The sequence below is a fragment of the Bacillus sp. SRB3LM genome, from assembly GCF_015712745.1.
GTDB lineage: Bacteria > Bacillota > Bacilli > Bacillales > Bacillaceae_G > Bacillus_A > Bacillus_A thuringiensis_K.
In genome coordinates, this window is record NZ_VWVQ01000021.1 from 15,282 (window position 1) to 31,880 (window position 16,599).

The following is a 16,599-nucleotide window of genomic DNA, read 5'->3' on the forward strand; positions in this document are numbered from 1 at the left end:
AGACTCTTTTAGACAAAAGGTGGTTGTATACAATAGTACAAGTAATGTTGGACTTAATTTCTAATTAACTGTATATTTACAAAAATCTAATAAAGTTCATTTGTTATTTAAACGACATTAACATGTATTAGATAAAATAGCCCTTGTAATGAATCAATTATTATGAGGAGGATTCACGTGGACAGAAATGCTTTAAGAAAAGTAAAAGGCCTTATTGGATTATTAATGGTTTTTGTATTAGCATTTGTATCATTTCCGTGGAGTACATCAGTCAAAGCGGAAGAGAAAAAGCAAGAAAAGGCACCAAGTGAGAAGAAAATAGTTTTCCCTGTTGTAAGTGATGTTCATATTAAAAATAGTGGAACAGATGATATGTTTCGCTGGAAAAGAGCGATTGAACAGTTCAATACGCTTGCACCAAAGCAAGATGCTTTTGTTATTGTAGGAGATTTTACTGATTCAGGGTCTGTGCAGCAATATGATCGTTTCATGCAAGTGTATAATGACAATGCAAATAAAGATGCGGTGCGAATGAATTCTCTAGGTAACCATGATTATTGGAACGGTTTATCCGTAGAGGGAGCACAGAAGCGTTTCTTAGAAAAAACAGGTATGGAATCAATTTATTATCATAAAGTGGTGAAAGGATATCACTTCCTTGTTATGTCGCCAGAAAATGGGACAACACATGGATATTATTCAGATAAACAAATTAATTGGTTAAAAGAAGAGATGGCAAAGGCGCAAAAAGATGACCCGGAAAAACCGATTTTCGTATTTTTACATCAACATATTAAAGATACAGTGTACGGTAGCCAAGAATGGGGAACGAAGGATAGTGCAAAAATTAATGCAGTATTAAAAGAATACCCACAAGTCATTACGTTTTCAGGTCATTCACATTATCCATTAGATGATCCAAGGTCGATTCATCAAAAAGACTTTACATCTGTTGGTACGTCTTCTGTAAGCTATATGGAGGTAGAGGGCGGTAAAGTGCAAGGGAATATTCCTTTAGAATCGCGTGCATTAAGCCAAGGTTTATTAGTAGAAGTAGACGATAAAGAAGTAACGATTAATCGTCGTGATTTCCATACAAATTCTTGGACAGGTGAGCCTTGGAAAATTAAATTACCAGCAAAGAAAGAAACTTTTACACATGTAGAAGATCGTGATAAAGAAAAACCATCTTTTTCGACAGATGCGAAGTTATCAGTATCAAATGTAACAGAAAATGCAGCAACAGTAACATTCCCACAAGCATTGGACAACCTTCTCGTTCATTCGTATCGCGTACAAGCGAAGGATAAACAAACGGGAGAGATTAAAAACAAGTTATTAGCATTCTCAGAGTTTTATCGTGATCCAGTACCAAAAGATCTTACGTTTACGCTTGCTGGGTTAGAGGGTGGGAAAACATATACACTTGAAGTAGTTGCGATTGATTCATTTGGCAATGAAACCGCGCAGCCGTTAACAGCAGAAATTACTACAAAAAAAGATAATATTGACCCGAATGTGAAAGTACCAAAAGCGGATGTTTTTGATGTAAACTTTGCAGATGGTACATTTAAAGACAATTCACCATTTGGTACAAAAGGTGATGTGAAGGGCAATGTGGTTATTGAATATGATAAAGCATTGAAGAAGAATGCTATGAAGTTAAACGGAAAAGCAAATACATTTGGATATCTTCCATTTTCAGCAGCACAAAAAGAGAAAATAGCAAATACGTTTACGTTAGAAACTGTGTTTTCAATGAATGAAATTCGCGGGCAAGGTATTTTGCAAAATACAGAGAGCGGCGGAATTGGTTTTGAGTCTACAGGAAGTGGATATGTTGAATTATGGGCTCACATTGGCGGTAGCTACAAACGTGTTGGCGCTCAATTGGAAGCGAACAAAACGTATCATTTAACAGGAACATATAATGGAAGCGAAGTGGCAATTTACGTAGATGGTAAAAAAGTAAATAGTCAGTCAGCTCAAGGAAAAGTTTATAACCCGAACGTACCATTTGCATTTGGAGCGGATCCTGATAGTAACGGAAATGGTGGTATTCCGTTAAATGGACAAATCGCGCTTGCGAAATTATATAGTAAAGCGTTAAGTTCTTCAGAAGTATTAGCAGCGTACAATGAGTTTTCTAACCGTACGAAGTTAGAGCAAGTAAATGCGCTATTTGAAGAGCTTGGAAAAGTAAAAGAAGTGTTAGCTGGTACGTATGAGTTTGGTGACAAGCCAGGTCAATATTCAAAAGAAGCATTTCAAGAATTAGAGAAAAGCTTTAACATAGCAAAGCAAGCATTTGAAAATGTAGGGAGTACGGGAGAGCAAATCGTTCAAACGTATAACGAATTAAAAACAGCTAATGTAACATTTGTACAATCTAAAGTAGTAGAACAACTGAAAACACCGAAAGAAAAATTACAAATTAATATTGAATCTGCAAAAGCAGTAGTGAAAAAAGCGCAAGCTGCAAATGTAACGGACGGTTCAATGAAATCATTGAGCCAAAAAATTACAGTGGCAGAATCTGTGTTAAAAGATGCGAAAGTAAAAGATACACAAGTAGAAACGATGAATCGTACGATGGAATATGCGATTTCACTCGTTGAAAAAAGTATGAACAAATAAGAGAGAAGAAAAGAAGCTTATCATGATAGGCTTCTTTTTTGTTATACTAAAAGTAGCATAGAAAGAAGGAGCGAATAATTTGGAACAGAAAAAGCTAAAAAGAATTCTTGAATATGTATGGATCGCGGTTGTGCTCCTTGTAGGATATTATTTATTAAAAGATAAAAGTATTTGGGTTTTATTCTTAATGACGTTTTTATTAGCAGGATTAGGAACGTTATTTATTAACTTCTTCTTTGATAGTTTGAATGCCTGGAAGAAGAAAAAGAAGGGGACGAAGTAAAGGAGGGAATATATGCAAAAGTGGAAGCTCATATATCAGGTGATTATTTTCTTAGTGCTTGTGGGTATTGGAATGGTCAAATATTCGACACCAATAGGAAATTGGGCATGGTTTACAGCTTGCATCGGCATATTTTTCATTTTACAATCGTTAACGAAAAAATATAATAGTACAGAAAGATAGCTCGCCGTTTTATCGGCGAGCTATTTTGTTATGCTTTTTTCTGTTCATCATCTGTTTTTTCGTTAGCTAAATGACTATGTTTCCTAGAGTAGAAGAAATAGAAGCATAAGCCGACTATAAGCCAAACTGCAAAGCTAATCCATGTTGTTTTAGACAAATTGATCATTAAATATAAGCAGCAAAGAATCGCGACAACTGGTAGTACAGGTACGAAAGGTGTACGGAATCCACGTTTTAAGTCAGGATGTGTTTTTCGTAAAATAAGTACAGCGCAGCAAACGAATGTAAAGGCTGTTAATGTACCGATATTTACTAAATTCGCTAGCAAATGTAAGTCTAAAAGGCCTGCTAATAAAGCGGCAATGACGCCAGTAATCCATGTATTTAATAAAGGGATTTTTACTCTTTTATTTACACGTGCTAACGCTTTTGGAAGTAGACCGTCACGGCTCATCGCATATGAAACGCGAACTTGTCCATACATCACGACTAGGAGGACGGTCGTCATTCCAGTCATCGCTCCAACAGCGAGTAGTCCTGCAATTGCATCTTCACCAACGAAGTGCAATGCAAATGCAACTGGATCAGAAACGTCTAATTGTGTATAAGGAACCATACCTGTTAAAACGAAAGATACAATCATATATAAAATAGTACAAATAAGAAGGGAACCAATAATACCAATTGGTAAATCACGCTGTGGTTTTTTCGTTTCTTCCGCAGCGGTTGCGATTGCATCAAAACCTAAAAAGGCGAAAAACACAGTGGCAGCGCCAGTAATAATACCGTCGTATCCGAATGGAATGAACGGTGTCCAGTTTTCAGGTTTTACATATTTTGCGCCTGCTACGATAAAAGCGATAATAACGGCTAACTTGATAAGAACCATAATATTATTAATGCGTGCGCTTTCGCGTATACCAAAACTTAAAAGGGCAGTAATGATGAGTAAAATACAAACAGCTGGTAAATCGATGAGACCACCTTTTCCTACGCCGGGGGCTGAGGCGATTATGGCGGGCAGGTGTATATTGAACCCTTGTAGTAAAGATTGCAAATAACCAGACCAACCGACAGCTACTGCTGCAACGGCAAGTAAATATTCGAGCATTAAACACCATCCGACGATGAAGGCGACAACTTCTCCGACTGTCATGTATGCGTAAGTATACACACTTCCTGAGACAGGAATAGAAGAAGCAAATTCAGCATAACAAAAGGCTACACAAGCACAAGTAAATGCAGCAATAAGGAATGATAGCATAATACCAGGACCAGAATGTTTTGCTGCAACAATACCTGTTAATACAAAGATCCCTGTCCCAATTACGGCGCCGATTCCTAAAAATGTTAAATCGAGTGCAGTTAATGTTCTATCTAGCTGCTTTGGTGATTCAGTACTAAGCGCTTTTTTTCGTAATAATGACTTCACTTTGGACTCTCCCCCCATTTTTTTATTTCCATAACTGCGACTATAGTATGAGCCCATTAAAAAGAGTAAGTAAGGAAGTGGAGGTGCAGTTATGGTATGTAGTTTTTTTTAAAATTGCTGGATTAATCTTAATATAATTCAGAATATTTTGTCAAATAAAAATATGACAAATAAAATGCGGATCAATAGGGGAAACTACTTGCAGAAATGGACGGGGGTTAATAATCTACTTGGATGGAGAACCCCACTGATTAAAGTTAAAGTAGGAGCAGATGCTATGTTATTTTATTTTGAACTTGTCGTCATTTTACTTTGTACGAAATTAGCTGGTGACATTAGTGTGAGACTTGGTCAGCCTTCTGTACTTGGTAAGTTAATTGTCGGTATTATTATCGGTCCGGCTGTACTTGGTATTATTAATAGTTCTGAACTGATCGATGAACTGAGTGAGATTGGTGTTTTGTTACTTATGTTTATGGCGGGACTTGAAACAGATTTAGAAGAGTTAAATCGGAATTTGAAATCGTCGTTTGCAGTAGCGGCCGGTGGAATTATTTTTCCTTTCATCGGTGGTTATGTAACAGGATTGCTGTTTGGATTAATACAGTCCCATGCCATTTTTTTAGGGTTATTACTTTGCGCAACATCGGTTAGTATTACGGTCCAGACGCTACGTGATCTAGGAAAAATGAATACGAGAGAAAGTACAACAATTTTAGGTGCTGCCGTATTTGATGATGTCATTGTCGTTATTTTATTGGCATTTGTAATGAGTTTTTTAGGAACACAAGATGTGAATATAACACTTGTCATTGTAAAGAAAATTATTTTCTTTGTAAGTATTGTTTTTATTGCTTGGAAAGTCGTTCCTTGGATTATGAAAATGCTTGTACCGCTTCGTGTAACAGAAGCGTTAATTAGCGCGGCTCTTATTATTTGTTTCTCTTTTTCTTATTACAGTGAAATGATGGGAATTGCAGGTATTATTGGAGCGTTTGCAGCGGGAATTGCTATTTCTCAAACAGAGTATAAGCATGAAGTGGAACATAAAATTGAACCGATTGCTTATGCAATATTTGTTCCAGTATTCTTCGTAAGTATCGGAATGGAAATTACATTTCAAGGTATTGGAAGCCAGCTTTGGTTCATTATTATTATGACTCTCATTGCGATTTTCACAAAGTTAATCGGATCAGGTTTAGGAGCAAGGCTGACAGGATTTAATCTCCAATCTTCTATTAGTATTGGCGCGGGGATGGTATCACGTGGTGAAGTAGCGCTTATCATCGCTGCAAATGGACTTACGGCGAATTTATTAGCGAAAGAAAATTTCACAGCGATTGTTATTGTTGTTATATTGACGACGATTATTACACCGCCACTTTTGAAGAAATATTTTGTATAGAGAGGAAGGGCTTATCTGATGTAGGTAAGCTCTTTTTTTATTCCAAAAAGCAATGATCATATAGCATGAAGGGTTTGTAATTATGGTAAAATCTATGTATGTGATATGACAAGGAGAGGGAAGTGTGAAGATTACGAAGGAGAAGGTTATTGGTGTAATCGTACTTATTGCAGTATGTATACCATTTACTGCATGGAAAGAATCAAAAGTGAAAGATTTTCCGGTTTCTATTTTTTCGGAAGAAGCAGATGGTGAGTACGGTCAGAAGCTGAAATATACTGCTTTTTTACCTGATGTTGCGATTTGGATGAACGGTTGGGAAAAGAAGTGGACAGAAGGGGAAAGAACTGTTTATCAAAAAGGGAATCGCATTGTAAATGTGTTTCATCCTCCTGGCGATGATGGTTATTACCTTCTTGAAGCAAGAGAAAATAAGTGAACGCAACCGTAAGAAGTGGAGGTTAAATAGTGAAAGCTTCAACATTACTATTTAAAATTGAAAGTAATATGGATCAATTTTCACCAGCTGAGAAGAAGGTTGCCATGTACATAATGGAGAATGCAGAGATTGTACCGAATTTAACGACGAAAGAAGTGTCAACGAATGCAGGCGCAAGTGAAGCGAGTGTCGTTCGCTTTTGTAAATCGATTGGAATCGGAAGTTTTAAAGCATTTAAGATAGCACTCGTTCGTGAATTAACGATTGCTGATTATAATATTAACGATTTTTCAGTGATGAATACAGAAGATGGACCGTATGATTTATTTAATAAAGTTACTTATGTGAATAAAGCTGCAATTGAGGCGAGCGTGACGGCGATAGATAAAAAAGAACTTGAAAAAGCTGCAGATCGTATTGTAAATGCCGATAAAATTATCTTTTATGGAGTAGGCGGATCAGCTACTCCGGCGATGGACGGAGCTTATAAATTTACAAGGCTCGGATTTACAGCGATGATGCTATCTGATTTTCATATGATGTTGCCGCTTGTGACGAATTTAAAAGAAGGCGATATATTTGTTGCGATTTCAACATCTGGTCGAACGAAAGATGTGCTTGAAATGGCGCAGTATGCAAAGAGACAAGGTGCAACTGTTATTGGAATTACGAAACTAGATCAATCATCACCGTTATATAAAGAAGCGGATATTCGCCTTTGTATGCCAGATGTAGAACAAGATCATCGTATTGCGAGTATTGCTTCGAGAATGACGCAATTGAATATGATCGATGCTTTATATGTGATTACTTTCAATCGAATTGGTAATAAAGTATTGAATCAATTTATGGAGACACGAGAAGAAGCGTTGCGGTTACGGAAGTTAAAGTAGAAGAAAAGATGAGGAGACTCATCTTTTTTTATCCCCCTATTTGCCGGGCAGTAAGACCCTCACTTCAAAATTCAGCGGAAGCAAAGAAAGTTAGGTGGGGATCAACTGCCCGTAAATGCCCGATTGGTGCGGGCTAATAATCAGTGGGGATGAACAAAACCCACACTGATTAAAGTTTCACTTTATTATCTTTGACAAAAATATGTCATGTTGTGAAATTTTATTTCATAAAATAAGAAAGAGTAATTGATTTTTAGTTTCTTAAAGTTATAATAAAAGTGTGAAATATAATTTCAAAGAGGGTGGCAATATGTTAGAAAATTTATCGACAGAACATCGTAATGAGAAAACAATGAATTTGGATGAGATGAGCATAAAAGAAGTGTTGCAAAGTATGAATGAAGAAGATCGAACTGTTGCGTTAGCAGTTGAAAAAGAGATAGAACAAATTGAAAAGGTTGTACAGACTGTTATTAAATCTTTTGAAGAAGAGGGACGTTTAATTTACATTGGTGCTGGTACGAGTGGTCGTTTAGGTATTCTAGATGCAGTGGAATGTCCGCCGACATTTGGCACGGATGATAAAATGGTGCAAGGATTTATAGCAGGTGGATTGAAAGCGTTTACTAAAGCGGTGGAAGGTGCCGAAGATCGCGAAGAGTTAGCAGAAGAAGATTTAAAAAGTATTGGATTAAATGAGAAAGATACAGTGATTGGAATTGCTGCAAGTGGCAGAACTCCTTACATAATTGGCGGCTTGAAATACGCACAGAGTGTAGGAGCGAGTACAGCGAGTATTTCTTGTAATAAAAATGCTGAAATAAGTAAATATGCAAAGTTAAATGTGGAAGTAGAGACAGGTGCAGAAATATTAACAGGATCAACGCGTTTAAAAGCTGGTACAGCACAAAAATTAGTGTTGAATATGATTTCAACAGCTTCGATGATTGGTGTAGGAAAAGTATATAAAAACTTAATGGTAGATGTTCAATCCACAAATGAAAAGTTAGTAGAACGGTCAAAACGAATTATTGTGGAAGCAACAGGCGCTAGTTATGAAGTAGCGGCAGAGTATTATGAAAAGGCAGAACGTAACGTAAAAGCTGCCATTGTTATGGTGTTGTTGCAGTGTGAATATGGGGAAGCACTGGAGAAACTAAAATACGCTAAAGGGTTTGTGAAGAAAGCACTATAAAATAATAGGGAGGGGGATTCTATTATGAAGAAAGAAGAGAGAATGGCCAAGGAAATTTCGGAGCAACTTGGAGGAATAAAAAATATTCGTAGTATTGCTCATTGTATGACGAGACTACGATTAACGCTTCATGATGAAAGTAAAGTAAATATGGACCTTTTAAAAAAAGTTGAAGGCGTTATGGGTGTTATAGAAGATGAGACGCTTCAAGTTGTCGTTGGTCCAGGAACAGTAAATAAAGTAGCAGCTGAAATGGAAGGCTTAACAGGACTACGAATTGGTGAGGTAGCAGATCATCACCTTGAAGATATTGGGCAAGAGATGAAATCAGAGATTAAGAAGAAAAATAATACACCGGTGAAAAACTTTTTACGAAAAATAGGAAGTATTTTCATTCCGTTAATTCCAGGACTTGTTGCGTCAGGAATTATAAACGGGGTTGCTAACTTTGCGAAAAACGCTGGTGCTGATCCAAATGCAACGTGGTTACAAATGTTACTACTCATTGGCGGCGGTATCTTTACATTCTTAGGAATTTTAGTTGGTTGGAATACAGCGAAAGAGTTCGGCGGGACACCGGTTCTTGGGGCAATTGCTGGCATTTTAATTTTCAACCCAGCGATGGCAAACGTAAAATTGTTTGGTGAAGCATTAGTGCCCGGACGTGGCGGATTGTTCGCAGTTATTTTTGCAGCATGGCTTATGGTTGTAGTGGAAAGACAAGTTCGAAAAGCAGTGCCGAATGCAGTTGATATTATCGTGACACCACTCATTACTGTATTAGTTGTAAGTATCGTAACGATGTTAGCCATTCAGCCATTAGCAGGTTTCTTATCAGATGGTATTACGAGCGGAATTAATGCTATTTTAAATATTGGCGGAGCATTTGCTGGCGCAGTACTTGCGGGAACATTTTTACCTCTCGTTATGGTCGGATTGCATCACGGTTTAACACCAATTCATATGGAATTTATTAATCAAACACACGTAACACCTTTATTACCAGTACTCGCAATGGCTGGTGCTGGCCAAGTAGGCGCAGCAATTGCGATTTATGTGAAAACAAAAAACAAACGACTTCGAAATGTAATTAAAGGTGGATTGCCAGTTGGCTTTTTAGGAATTGGTGAGCCGCTATTATACGGGGTTACATTACCACTTGGGAAACCGTTTATTACTGCTTGTTTAGGAGCGGCTGTCGGTGGTGCATTCCAAGCAGTTATGCAAACAGCTTCTCTTGGAATTGGCGTATCAGGGCTATCTTTAATTCCGTTAATTGCTGACAATAAATATTTACTATATTTCTTAGGTTTAGTAATTGCATATGCTTTCGGATTTATCTTTACGTACTTCTTCGGATTTAAAGAAGAAATGGCAGAAAACATATAGAGAAAGGGATTCCTTTCTCTTTTTCTATTAATAGAGAGGGAGATTTATATGATCGGAGTTTCCATTTATCTTTCAAAAGAACGAGTAGAGAAACAAGAAGAGTGGCTAAAAGTAGCGAAGGAACATGGGTTTATATCTATTTTTACATCACTGCACATTCCAGAAGATGATCCAAATACGTATAAAGAGTTAATTCAAATATTAGGGAAACAAGCTTTTGCACATGAAATGGAGCTAATGGTTGATGTTTCTCCAAAATCGTTACACCATTTAGGGCTAACATATGAAAATGTGGAAGAGCTATTGGACTGGGGTATTACCGGTTTAAGAATGGATTACGGCATTGCGCCAAAAGAAATTGCAAGCGTATCTCATAAGATGAAAGTAGCTTTAAATGCGAGTACGATTACAAAGTCATTTTGGAAAGAATTACTTGCAGAACATATAAGAGTAGAGAATGTAGAAGCATGGCATAATTTTTACCCACGTCCAGAAACAGGACTAGCAAAGTCCTTCTTACAAAAGCAAAATCAATATTTACAGAAGTGCGGAATAAAGACGATGGCATTTATTCCAGGAGATGCGGAAAAACGTGGTCCGTTATATGAAGGTTTACCGACTTTAGAAAAACATCGCAATATGCGCCCGCTTGAAGCATACTTAGAACTTGTTCAAGATTGTGGTGTTGATAAAGTATTGATTGGAGATATAAGCGCAAGTTTAGAAAGTATGAAAGAAGTAGCTAGTGCAAGTAGAGGGATTATTCCATTGCGTTACAAATCATTTATAACTGATAAAGAAGTATTAAAAGTGGTGGAGCAAGTGCATACAAATAGACTAGATCCGTCTCGTGATGCTATTCGATCTGTAGAATCAAGGGAAGGAAATAGAGTGATGTTACAGCCGATGCATACAATTGTAAGAAAGAAAGGTAGCATTACAATTGATAATGAATTGTACGGTAGATATGCAGGAGAGATGCAAGTTGCCACACATGATTTACCTGTAGATGAGAAAGTGAATGTTGTTGGAATGGTTGTAGAAGAGGATATTTCTTTATTGCCGTATGTTGGCGCTGGAAAAATGTTTCAACTTTTTTGTGCGATAGAGTAAAAGCTTGAATTAGCGCTATTTTGTAAGAAAACATTATCCGTAAAAGGGATAATGTTTTTTGTTTTCTTTAAAAAAGTATTTGACGAATGAATTGAAATACCGTATTGTTTTGACTTGTAAATAAAAGTTCACTATAACAAAACGAAAAGGAGAGTTCAAAATGAACCAATATATTGGGAATTTAATTATTCGTATCGTGTTAGGAGTAACGTTCTTTGCGCACGGTTTAGCGAAGTTTCAATCAGGTATCGATAACGTAGCAGGATGGTTTACAAGCATCGGCTTACCAGGTGGCCTTGCATACGGCGTAGCAACAGTTGAATTAGTTGGTGGTATATTATTAATTATCGGTTTAGGTGTACGATATGTAGGATTGTTATTCGCTCTTATTTTAGCTGGAGCTATCGTAAAGGTAAATGGAGCAGCAGGTTTATTAGGAGATGGAAAGAATCCAGGATATGAATTAGATCTTGCATTATTATCAATGGGTGCGTATTTATTCGTAGTAAAAGCAGAAGGATATGTAGATCGTTTCTTAAAAGAGAAAGTAATGAAAACGAAGTAAATTTTATTTATAAATGTTGACTTGAAGAAATATTGTAACTATAATGATTACAACTAATGAATTACGAATGAAACAATTTAAATATTTTTTTACACAAGATGTAACTACATTAGTTACGTCTTGTGTAAAAATAAATAAACGGGAGGAAGTAATATGCCTAAATCAAATTTAGAAATTATTAAAAGCACGTATGAAGGATCAGCTTCTTCAAATGCAAAGCATTTAGCAGAAGCCTTCTCTGAAAAAGTGGAATGGACAGAGGCAGAAGGGTTCCCGTATGGCGGAACATATAAAGGCGTAGAAGCTATAATGGAAAATGTATTTAGCCGTTTAGGATCAGAATGGGATGATTATAAAGCAAGTGTAAATACGTATCATGAAGTAAACGGAAAAGATGTAATTATTGCTGAAGGTGTTTATTCAGGAATTTATAAAGAAACGGGAAAATCATTTGAAGCAGAATTTGTTCATGTATGGCAACTTGAGAACGGAAAAATTGTGAAGTTTAAGCAATATGTAGATAGTCATATTGTTAGGGAAGCGATGAAGAGATAATGCTTTTTAAATGGATCGTAGGTATATGCATTACAATTATAGTAATTTTCTCGTCTATAGTTGGCGGAAAGAAATTGCTTGCATATGTGGAAAAAGAAAATAAAAATATTCAAATCGAGCGAGCGGCAAACGAAAAAGAGAAAAAAGCTGCAGAAGAAGCTCCGCAAATTAGTGAAGGTGAAATTATTTCTACTATGCATAAAATGGTGCACCAAAAGGTAAAATCCTCTGAAAAATGGGGATTTGTAGAGATGACAAAAAAGGAGATTTCTAATGTAAAAAGAGATATTGAAAATAGTACAGGTTTTCAATATAAAATGAAGTTATTTTCTATTATAAATAGATGGGAAAAAGGAGATTTTTCTCAAACTGTTGAGGAGCATAACTTTTTATGGAGCCTTCAAGGTGGAGATACTGGCAAGGCGACGGAACGTTTATCGCCAGAAGAGGAAAAGCAGTATATAAAAGAAATGAAGAGTAAATAAAAACATCGCCAACCCAGATGACGATGTTTTTTCATTAAGAATGTTTTCGTATTAAAGGTCTAGTTGGCTGAACGGCAACAGTTTTGAAATGAGAAAATAAATAACATCCTGTTACAACGACCATTGTCCCTACAATTTGTATCCACGTTAATTCTTCACCGAGGAAAAGGAATGCTAAAATCGCTGTGAAAATCGGATTGAAGTTTAGAAAAATCCCGGATGTCGTAGCTCCTAATTTTTGTACACCAATATTCCAAAATACCATACAAAGAACTGTCGAAATAAGCCCAGTATATAAAAGTGATGTGATGAAAGAAGTATTTATATTTGAAACAGTGAAGCTACCTATGTTAAACGGTAGTAATAAAATAACGCCGAAAATACCAGAGTACAACGTTGCCATAAGTGGTGTAGTTGTTTTTGTTGCCCATTTACTACAAACAGAATAGATTCCCCAAATACAAACTGCTGCAATCATCCATAAATCGCCACTATTAAAATGTAGTGAAAATAAAAGCGAGAAATCCCCTTTTAATAGGACGAGGATAACCCCGAAGAATGAAAGAATCATGGATAGGATTTGGAGTGTATTTACTTTTTCTTTTAGAAATAATACTGAAAATAATGCGATTGAAATTGCATTCAAAGTAGAGATAAGACCTACATTTGTAGCGGATGTTTTTTCTAATGCTAAAAATTGAAAGATGTTAAAAAGAGCGACCCCTGAAATTCCCATCAATATTAACGGAAGTATTGCGGTACGTGGTGGAAGGATTTTCTTTTCTTTAAACCATACCATTGGTAATAAACAAACAATCGCAATCATCCATCTTAAATTTGTCAGTGTCATCGGCGATGCATGATCAACGAGTGATTTTCCAACGACAAAATTTCCTCCCCATAATAAGCTCGTTAGTAATAGTAAAAAGACGTAAAAATAAGGCATGCTAAAATCCCCTTTTTTGTAATCAATACGAATTGTAAATAATTTTAGCATTTTTCTTTATTGTGTAATATATTCTTTTGTATAATGGTTAAAACTCGATAAAATATTTAGTTATGAATGATATTTACGGAATAATATTCAGTTTTGTGTAAGGTATAAGGTATTTTTTCGAATAATCATCGGTAAGAAAAAAGGGGGAATTGTAATGGAGTCGTCTGTTATTAAAGTGTTGGATGATTTGGATGTACAAATTTTAGATATATTGCAGAAGGAGTCACAAGTAAGTAATGCAGAGCTGGCACGTCGCGTTAATTTATCACCGGCTGCGATGCATGCAAGAATAAAAAGATTGGATGGGGAAGGTTTCATCGATAAGCAAGTTGCGATTTTAAATCAAGAAAAGCTTGGATTTGATTTATTATGTTTTATTTTTATGAGTACAAATATTCATCAATTTGACAAGCTGGAAGTGTTGGAGAAAGAATTAGAATCGATGCCGGAAGTGTTAGAATGTCACTGTTTAACAGGAGAGTACGATTATTTATTAAAGGTTGCAAATCGTGATCGTAAAGAACTGGAGCAGTTTATTAGAAAGCTGAATAAGCTTGGTATTACACGTATACAGACAAGTTTAGCACTTCGTGAAATTAAATATTCAACAGTATTGCCGATACGAGATGAGGAACCGAGCATCGATTAGATTGCTTGGTTTTTTGTTTGCATAAAGTGATTGACGAGGAGAAAAGAGAGATGTATTATTATATAAAATTATGAATTAAAATTCATTTTAAATTATAAATATTAATATTGAGGGGCAAGGGGATGTAATATGAAAATCTGTAATGCGGTGACGAGTGATGTGAAAGAAATTTATAGTCTTATTGAGGTTTATGCAAAAGAGGGAGTTGTTTTACCACGTTCTCTTTTGTCTCTTTATCAATATTTGCAATGTTTATATGTTATGAAAGAAGAAGAGAAAGTTGTTGGAGTTGCTGGTTTACATGTGTTAGGAGAGGACCTTGCAGAAGTTCGGTCGTTAGTCGTTTCGCATACATATGCAGGGAAAGGAATCGGGCGTATGTTAGTGAATCATGTAATAAATGAAGCAGTGAAAATAAAAGTAAGTAGAGTCATTTCTTTAACATATGAAACAGAATTTTTTCAAAAGTGTGGATTTGATTTTGTGAATAGAGATGCGCTACCAGAGAAAGTATGGGTTGATTGTAGACATTGTCCAAAGGTTGATTATTGTGATGAGGTGGCGATGATTCGATATGTTGGATGAAATAAAAGGAAAAAAGAGCAGCTAGCAAAAGCTAACTGCTCCATTCAAGGGATCTCTCCAAGGGGGAGTGGAGAAAATATTATGTTACTAGCAGTATTGACAGATTATTAAGAAATATACAAATCAGATGAAAGAAATTTTAAATAAACTTTCGGCATTGACAGTTTTTAAAATGTTCATGTACAATATATATGAATGACATTCAGTCATTTTTATGTGACAGGATGCAGTTAGCTTAGAAATGGAACAAATACAATGGTAAATGAGGATGATAGTTGTTTTTATATAGTATTGATGAAAGAGTATATTTTTTTAAAACAAAAATGACTGATAGTCAGTCACAAGAGGTGAGAGGTATGAAAAATAAAGCTTGGTTATATGTCATATTAACATGTATCTTTGAAATTTTTTGGGTGTTTGGTTTTAATACAGCCAATACTTGGTGGCATTGGATTATTATTTTAGGAGTTATCGCTGTTGATTTTCACTTCCTTTCTAAAGCGTGTGAACATCTTGCAACAGGGACTGTATATGCTGTTTTCGCCGGAGCTGGTACGGTAGGTACTTTCTTAATGGATGTATTTCTTTTCGGTGGAAGTTTCAGTGTAGGGAAGTTATTTTTTATCGTGATGGTTGTAGCTGGCGTTATCGGTTTAAAGCTAGCTGATAATAAAGAAGAAACTGTGGAAGGAGCTGCTTAAAAATGGGTTGGTTTTTCGTATTTTGTGCTGCAATTAGTGAAATAGTCGGTGTGATAGGACTTAAAATGTATAGTAAAGATAAGACATTAGCCAATGGTGCGATTTATATCGGTGGGTTTGCTACATCCTTCGCATTTTTGTATACTTCCTTCTTATTTTTACAAGTAAGTGTCGCGTATGCGGTTTGGATTGGTATCGGAACAGCAGGTGCAGTTTTGTTAAACATGTTCTTGTTTGGTGAGTCGAAAAGTAAAGCGCGTATCATTAGTGTGTTTCTTATTGTATGTGGAGTGACAGGATTAAAGGCACTTTCTTAAAGATATATTGCATTTTTATCTCCTAATTGTTTATTAGGAGATTTTATTATAAAAAAACGATTTCCTCTTAGAGTTCACTATCATTGACAGTACAATCGATTATCTTATAAAATGAGTGACAGTCATTCAATATGCGTGTGAAAGGGTTTAGATGATGAATAAAAAAGAGAAAATTGTCTATGCAGCTATTGAAGTGTTTCAGGAGAAGGGCGTCGAAAAAACGAAGATTTCTGATATCGTGAAATTAGCTGGCATTGCGCAAGGAACTTTCTATTTATATTTTCCTTCTAAGTTATCTGTTATGCCTGCAATAGCAGAAGTGATGGTTGAAAAGATGATACTTGCAGTGAAAGAAAAAGTGCAAAACAATGCGCCTTTCTCAAGTAAAGTGACGCAAGTAATAGATGCGGTGTTTCACTTTATAGCTGAATATCGTGAAATACAAGCTTTAATGTATGCTGGTCTTGCATCTACAGAACATATAAAAGAATGGGAAGCTGTGTATGAGCCCCTTTATATGTGGCTAAGTGAATTTTTAAATGAGGCAAAAGAAGCTGGTGAAATTCGTAATTCGGTTCACGCAGAGCGAACAGCGAAGTTATTTATCGCTCTAGTTGAATCAGCAGCGGAACAAGTGTATTTATATGATCATAAAGATGATGAGCAGGTGGATTTGCAAAAGGAAGAAGTACTAGATTTTTTAACACATGCACTACATATAAAGAAGTAGTAAGATGAACCTGTCTGAGAAGGTAGGTTCATTTTTGAGGAAAAAT

General features: G+C 36.0%; 19 protein-coding genes. 17 read left to right on the plus strand and 2 right to left on the minus strand.

Annotated features, from left to right (window positions below; all coding sequences use genetic code 11):
• Window positions 1–177 precede the first annotated feature (177 nt).
• The 3 genes from F3I02_RS13385 (at window position 178) to F3I02_RS13395 (ending at window position 3,103) form a co-directional block, all read left to right on the plus strand.
• Window positions 178–2,637, plus strand: a complete 2,460-nt coding sequence (locus F3I02_RS13385; RefSeq protein ID WP_196478054.1) for a LamG-like jellyroll fold domain-containing protein — start codon at window positions 178–180, stop codon at window positions 2,635–2,637.
• Window positions 2,638–2,716: 79 nt separating this feature from the next.
• On the plus strand, window positions 2,717–2,920 hold the full coding sequence (locus tag F3I02_RS13390; RefSeq protein ID WP_000435800.1) for a hypothetical protein: 204 nt from the start codon (window positions 2,717–2,719) through the stop codon (window positions 2,918–2,920).
• Between the two features lie 12 nt (window positions 2,921–2,932).
• Complete coding sequence (locus tag F3I02_RS13395; protein WP_001174854.1) at window positions 2,933–3,103, plus strand: hypothetical protein; 171 nt, start codon at window positions 2,933–2,935, stop codon at window positions 3,101–3,103.
• Between the two features lie 28 nt (window positions 3,104–3,131).
• Here the strand turns inward: F3I02_RS13395 and bcaP are convergent, their stop codons facing one another.
• Window positions 3,132–4,535, minus strand: coding sequence for a branched-chain amino acid transporter BcaP (bcaP, locus tag F3I02_RS13400; protein WP_000838709.1), 1,404 nt, complete (start codon window positions 4,533–4,535; stop codon window positions 3,132–3,134).
• 199 nt (window positions 4,536–4,734) lie between these two features.
• Here bcaP and F3I02_RS13405 point away from each other — a divergent pair, with 199 nt between their 5' ends.
• From F3I02_RS13405 to F3I02_RS13445, 9 genes are all read left to right on the plus strand, one after another.
• Window positions 4,735–5,940 (plus strand): cation:proton antiporter, encoded by a 1,206-nt coding sequence (locus tag F3I02_RS13405; RefSeq protein ID WP_001174890.1) that lies wholly within the window; start codon window positions 4,735–4,737, stop codon window positions 5,938–5,940.
• 124 nt (window positions 5,941–6,064) lie between these two features.
• A complete protein-coding gene (locus F3I02_RS13410) occupies window positions 6,065–6,379 on the plus strand; it encodes a hypothetical protein (RefSeq protein WP_000704958.1) in 315 nt (104 codons plus the stop codon).
• Between the two features lie 29 nt (window positions 6,380–6,408).
• A complete protein-coding gene (locus F3I02_RS13415; RefSeq protein WP_000648164.1) occupies window positions 6,409–7,272 on the plus strand; it encodes a MurR/RpiR family transcriptional regulator in 864 nt (287 codons plus the stop codon).
• A gap of 310 nt (window positions 7,273–7,582) precedes the next feature.
• Window positions 7,583–8,467, plus strand: a complete 885-nt coding sequence (gene murQ / locus F3I02_RS13420; protein ID WP_196478055.1) for an N-acetylmuramic acid 6-phosphate etherase — start codon at window positions 7,583–7,585, stop codon at window positions 8,465–8,467.
• 24 nt (window positions 8,468–8,491) lie between these two features.
• Window positions 8,492–9,856, plus strand: coding sequence for a PTS transporter subunit EIIC (locus F3I02_RS13425; RefSeq protein WP_000711293.1), 1,365 nt, complete (start codon window positions 8,492–8,494; stop codon window positions 9,854–9,856).
• A 48-nt stretch (window positions 9,857–9,904) separates the two neighbouring features.
• Window positions 9,905–10,969, plus strand: a complete 1,065-nt coding sequence (locus F3I02_RS13430; RefSeq protein ID WP_196478056.1) for a DUF871 domain-containing protein — start codon at window positions 9,905–9,907, stop codon at window positions 10,967–10,969.
• Window positions 10,970–11,129: 160 nt separating this feature from the next.
• Window positions 11,130–11,534, plus strand: coding sequence for a DoxX family protein (locus F3I02_RS13435; protein WP_001077751.1), 405 nt, complete (start codon window positions 11,130–11,132; stop codon window positions 11,532–11,534).
• Between the two features lie 153 nt (window positions 11,535–11,687).
• On the plus strand, window positions 11,688–12,089 hold the full coding sequence (locus F3I02_RS13440; protein WP_001126687.1) for a nuclear transport factor 2 family protein: 402 nt from the start codon (window positions 11,688–11,690) through the stop codon (window positions 12,087–12,089).
• Window positions 12,089–12,574 (plus strand): PRK06770 family protein, encoded by a 486-nt coding sequence (locus F3I02_RS13445; RefSeq protein ID WP_000897978.1) that lies wholly within the window; start codon window positions 12,089–12,091, stop codon window positions 12,572–12,574. Before F3I02_RS13440 ends, F3I02_RS13445 begins: the two co-directional genes overlap by 1 nt.
• Window positions 12,575–12,608: 34 nt before the next feature.
• Here the strand turns inward: F3I02_RS13445 and F3I02_RS13450 are convergent, their stop codons facing one another.
• Window positions 12,609–13,520 carry a DMT family transporter gene (locus F3I02_RS13450; RefSeq protein WP_046946561.1) on the minus strand — a complete coding sequence of 304 codons (912 nt, stop codon included), beginning with the start codon at window positions 13,518–13,520 and terminating at the stop codon, window positions 12,609–12,611.
• 205 nt (window positions 13,521–13,725) lie between these two features.
• Between F3I02_RS13450 and F3I02_RS13455 the strand changes: the two genes are divergently transcribed.
• The 5 genes from F3I02_RS13455 (at window position 13,726) to F3I02_RS13475 (ending at window position 16,553) form a co-directional block, all read left to right on the plus strand.
• Entirely contained in the window at window positions 13,726–14,220 is a 495-nt protein-coding gene (locus tag F3I02_RS13455; protein ID WP_000446095.1) for an Lrp/AsnC family transcriptional regulator, read from the plus strand.
• A gap of 129 nt (window positions 14,221–14,349) precedes the next feature.
• Complete coding sequence (locus tag F3I02_RS13460) at window positions 14,350–14,805, plus strand: N-acetyltransferase (protein ID WP_000686671.1); 456 nt, start codon at window positions 14,350–14,352, stop codon at window positions 14,803–14,805.
• 356 nt (window positions 14,806–15,161) lie between these two features.
• Window positions 15,162–15,506 (plus strand): DMT family transporter, encoded by a 345-nt coding sequence (locus F3I02_RS13465; protein WP_000790626.1) that lies wholly within the window; start codon window positions 15,162–15,164, stop codon window positions 15,504–15,506.
• A gap of 2 nt (window positions 15,507–15,508) precedes the next feature.
• Window positions 15,509–15,823, plus strand: a complete 315-nt coding sequence (locus F3I02_RS13470; protein WP_000539671.1) for a DMT family transporter — start codon at window positions 15,509–15,511, stop codon at window positions 15,821–15,823.
• A gap of 151 nt (window positions 15,824–15,974) precedes the next feature.
• Complete coding sequence (locus F3I02_RS13475; protein ID WP_003300131.1) at window positions 15,975–16,553, plus strand: TetR/AcrR family transcriptional regulator; 579 nt, start codon at window positions 15,975–15,977, stop codon at window positions 16,551–16,553.
• The last annotated feature ends 46 nt before the right edge of the window (window positions 16,554–16,599 follow it).

Bases quoted from the DNA above. Each gene is read 5' to 3' on its own strand.
- F3I02_RS13470 (WP_000539671.1), top strand. From the start codon at position 15,509: ATGGGTTGGTTTTTCGTATTTTGTGCTGCAATTAGTGAAATAGTCGGT.
- F3I02_RS13430 (WP_196478056.1), top strand. From the start codon at position 9,905: ATGATCGGAGTTTCCATTTATCTTTCAAAAGAACGAGTAGAGAAACAA.
- F3I02_RS13465 (WP_000790626.1), top strand. From the start codon at position 15,162: ATGAAAAATAAAGCTTGGTTATATGTCATATTAACATGTATCTTTGAA.
- F3I02_RS13445 (WP_000897978.1), top strand. From the start codon at position 12,089: ATGCTTTTTAAATGGATCGTAGGTATATGCATTACAATTATAGTAATT.
- F3I02_RS13475 (WP_003300131.1), top strand. From the start codon at position 15,975: ATGATGAATAAAAAAGAGAAAATTGTCTATGCAGCTATTGAAGTGTTT.
- F3I02_RS13435 (WP_001077751.1), top strand. From the start codon at position 11,130: ATGAACCAATATATTGGGAATTTAATTATTCGTATCGTGTTAGGAGTA.
- F3I02_RS13455 (WP_000446095.1), top strand. From the start codon at position 13,726: ATGGAGTCGTCTGTTATTAAAGTGTTGGATGATTTGGATGTACAAATT.
- F3I02_RS13440 (WP_001126687.1), top strand. From the start codon at position 11,688: ATGCCTAAATCAAATTTAGAAATTATTAAAAGCACGTATGAAGGATCA.
- F3I02_RS13460 (WP_000686671.1), top strand. From the start codon at position 14,350: ATGAAAATCTGTAATGCGGTGACGAGTGATGTGAAAGAAATTTATAGT.
- F3I02_RS13395 (WP_001174854.1), top strand. From the start codon at position 2,933: ATGCAAAAGTGGAAGCTCATATATCAGGTGATTATTTTCTTAGTGCTT.
- F3I02_RS13450 (WP_046946561.1), bottom strand. From the start codon at position 13,520: ATGCCTTATTTTTACGTCTTTTTACTATTACTAACGAGCTTATTATGG.
- murQ (WP_196478055.1), top strand. From the start codon at position 7,583: ATGTTAGAAAATTTATCGACAGAACATCGTAATGAGAAAACAATGAAT.
- F3I02_RS13425 (WP_000711293.1), top strand. From the start codon at position 8,492: ATGAAGAAAGAAGAGAGAATGGCCAAGGAAATTTCGGAGCAACTTGGA.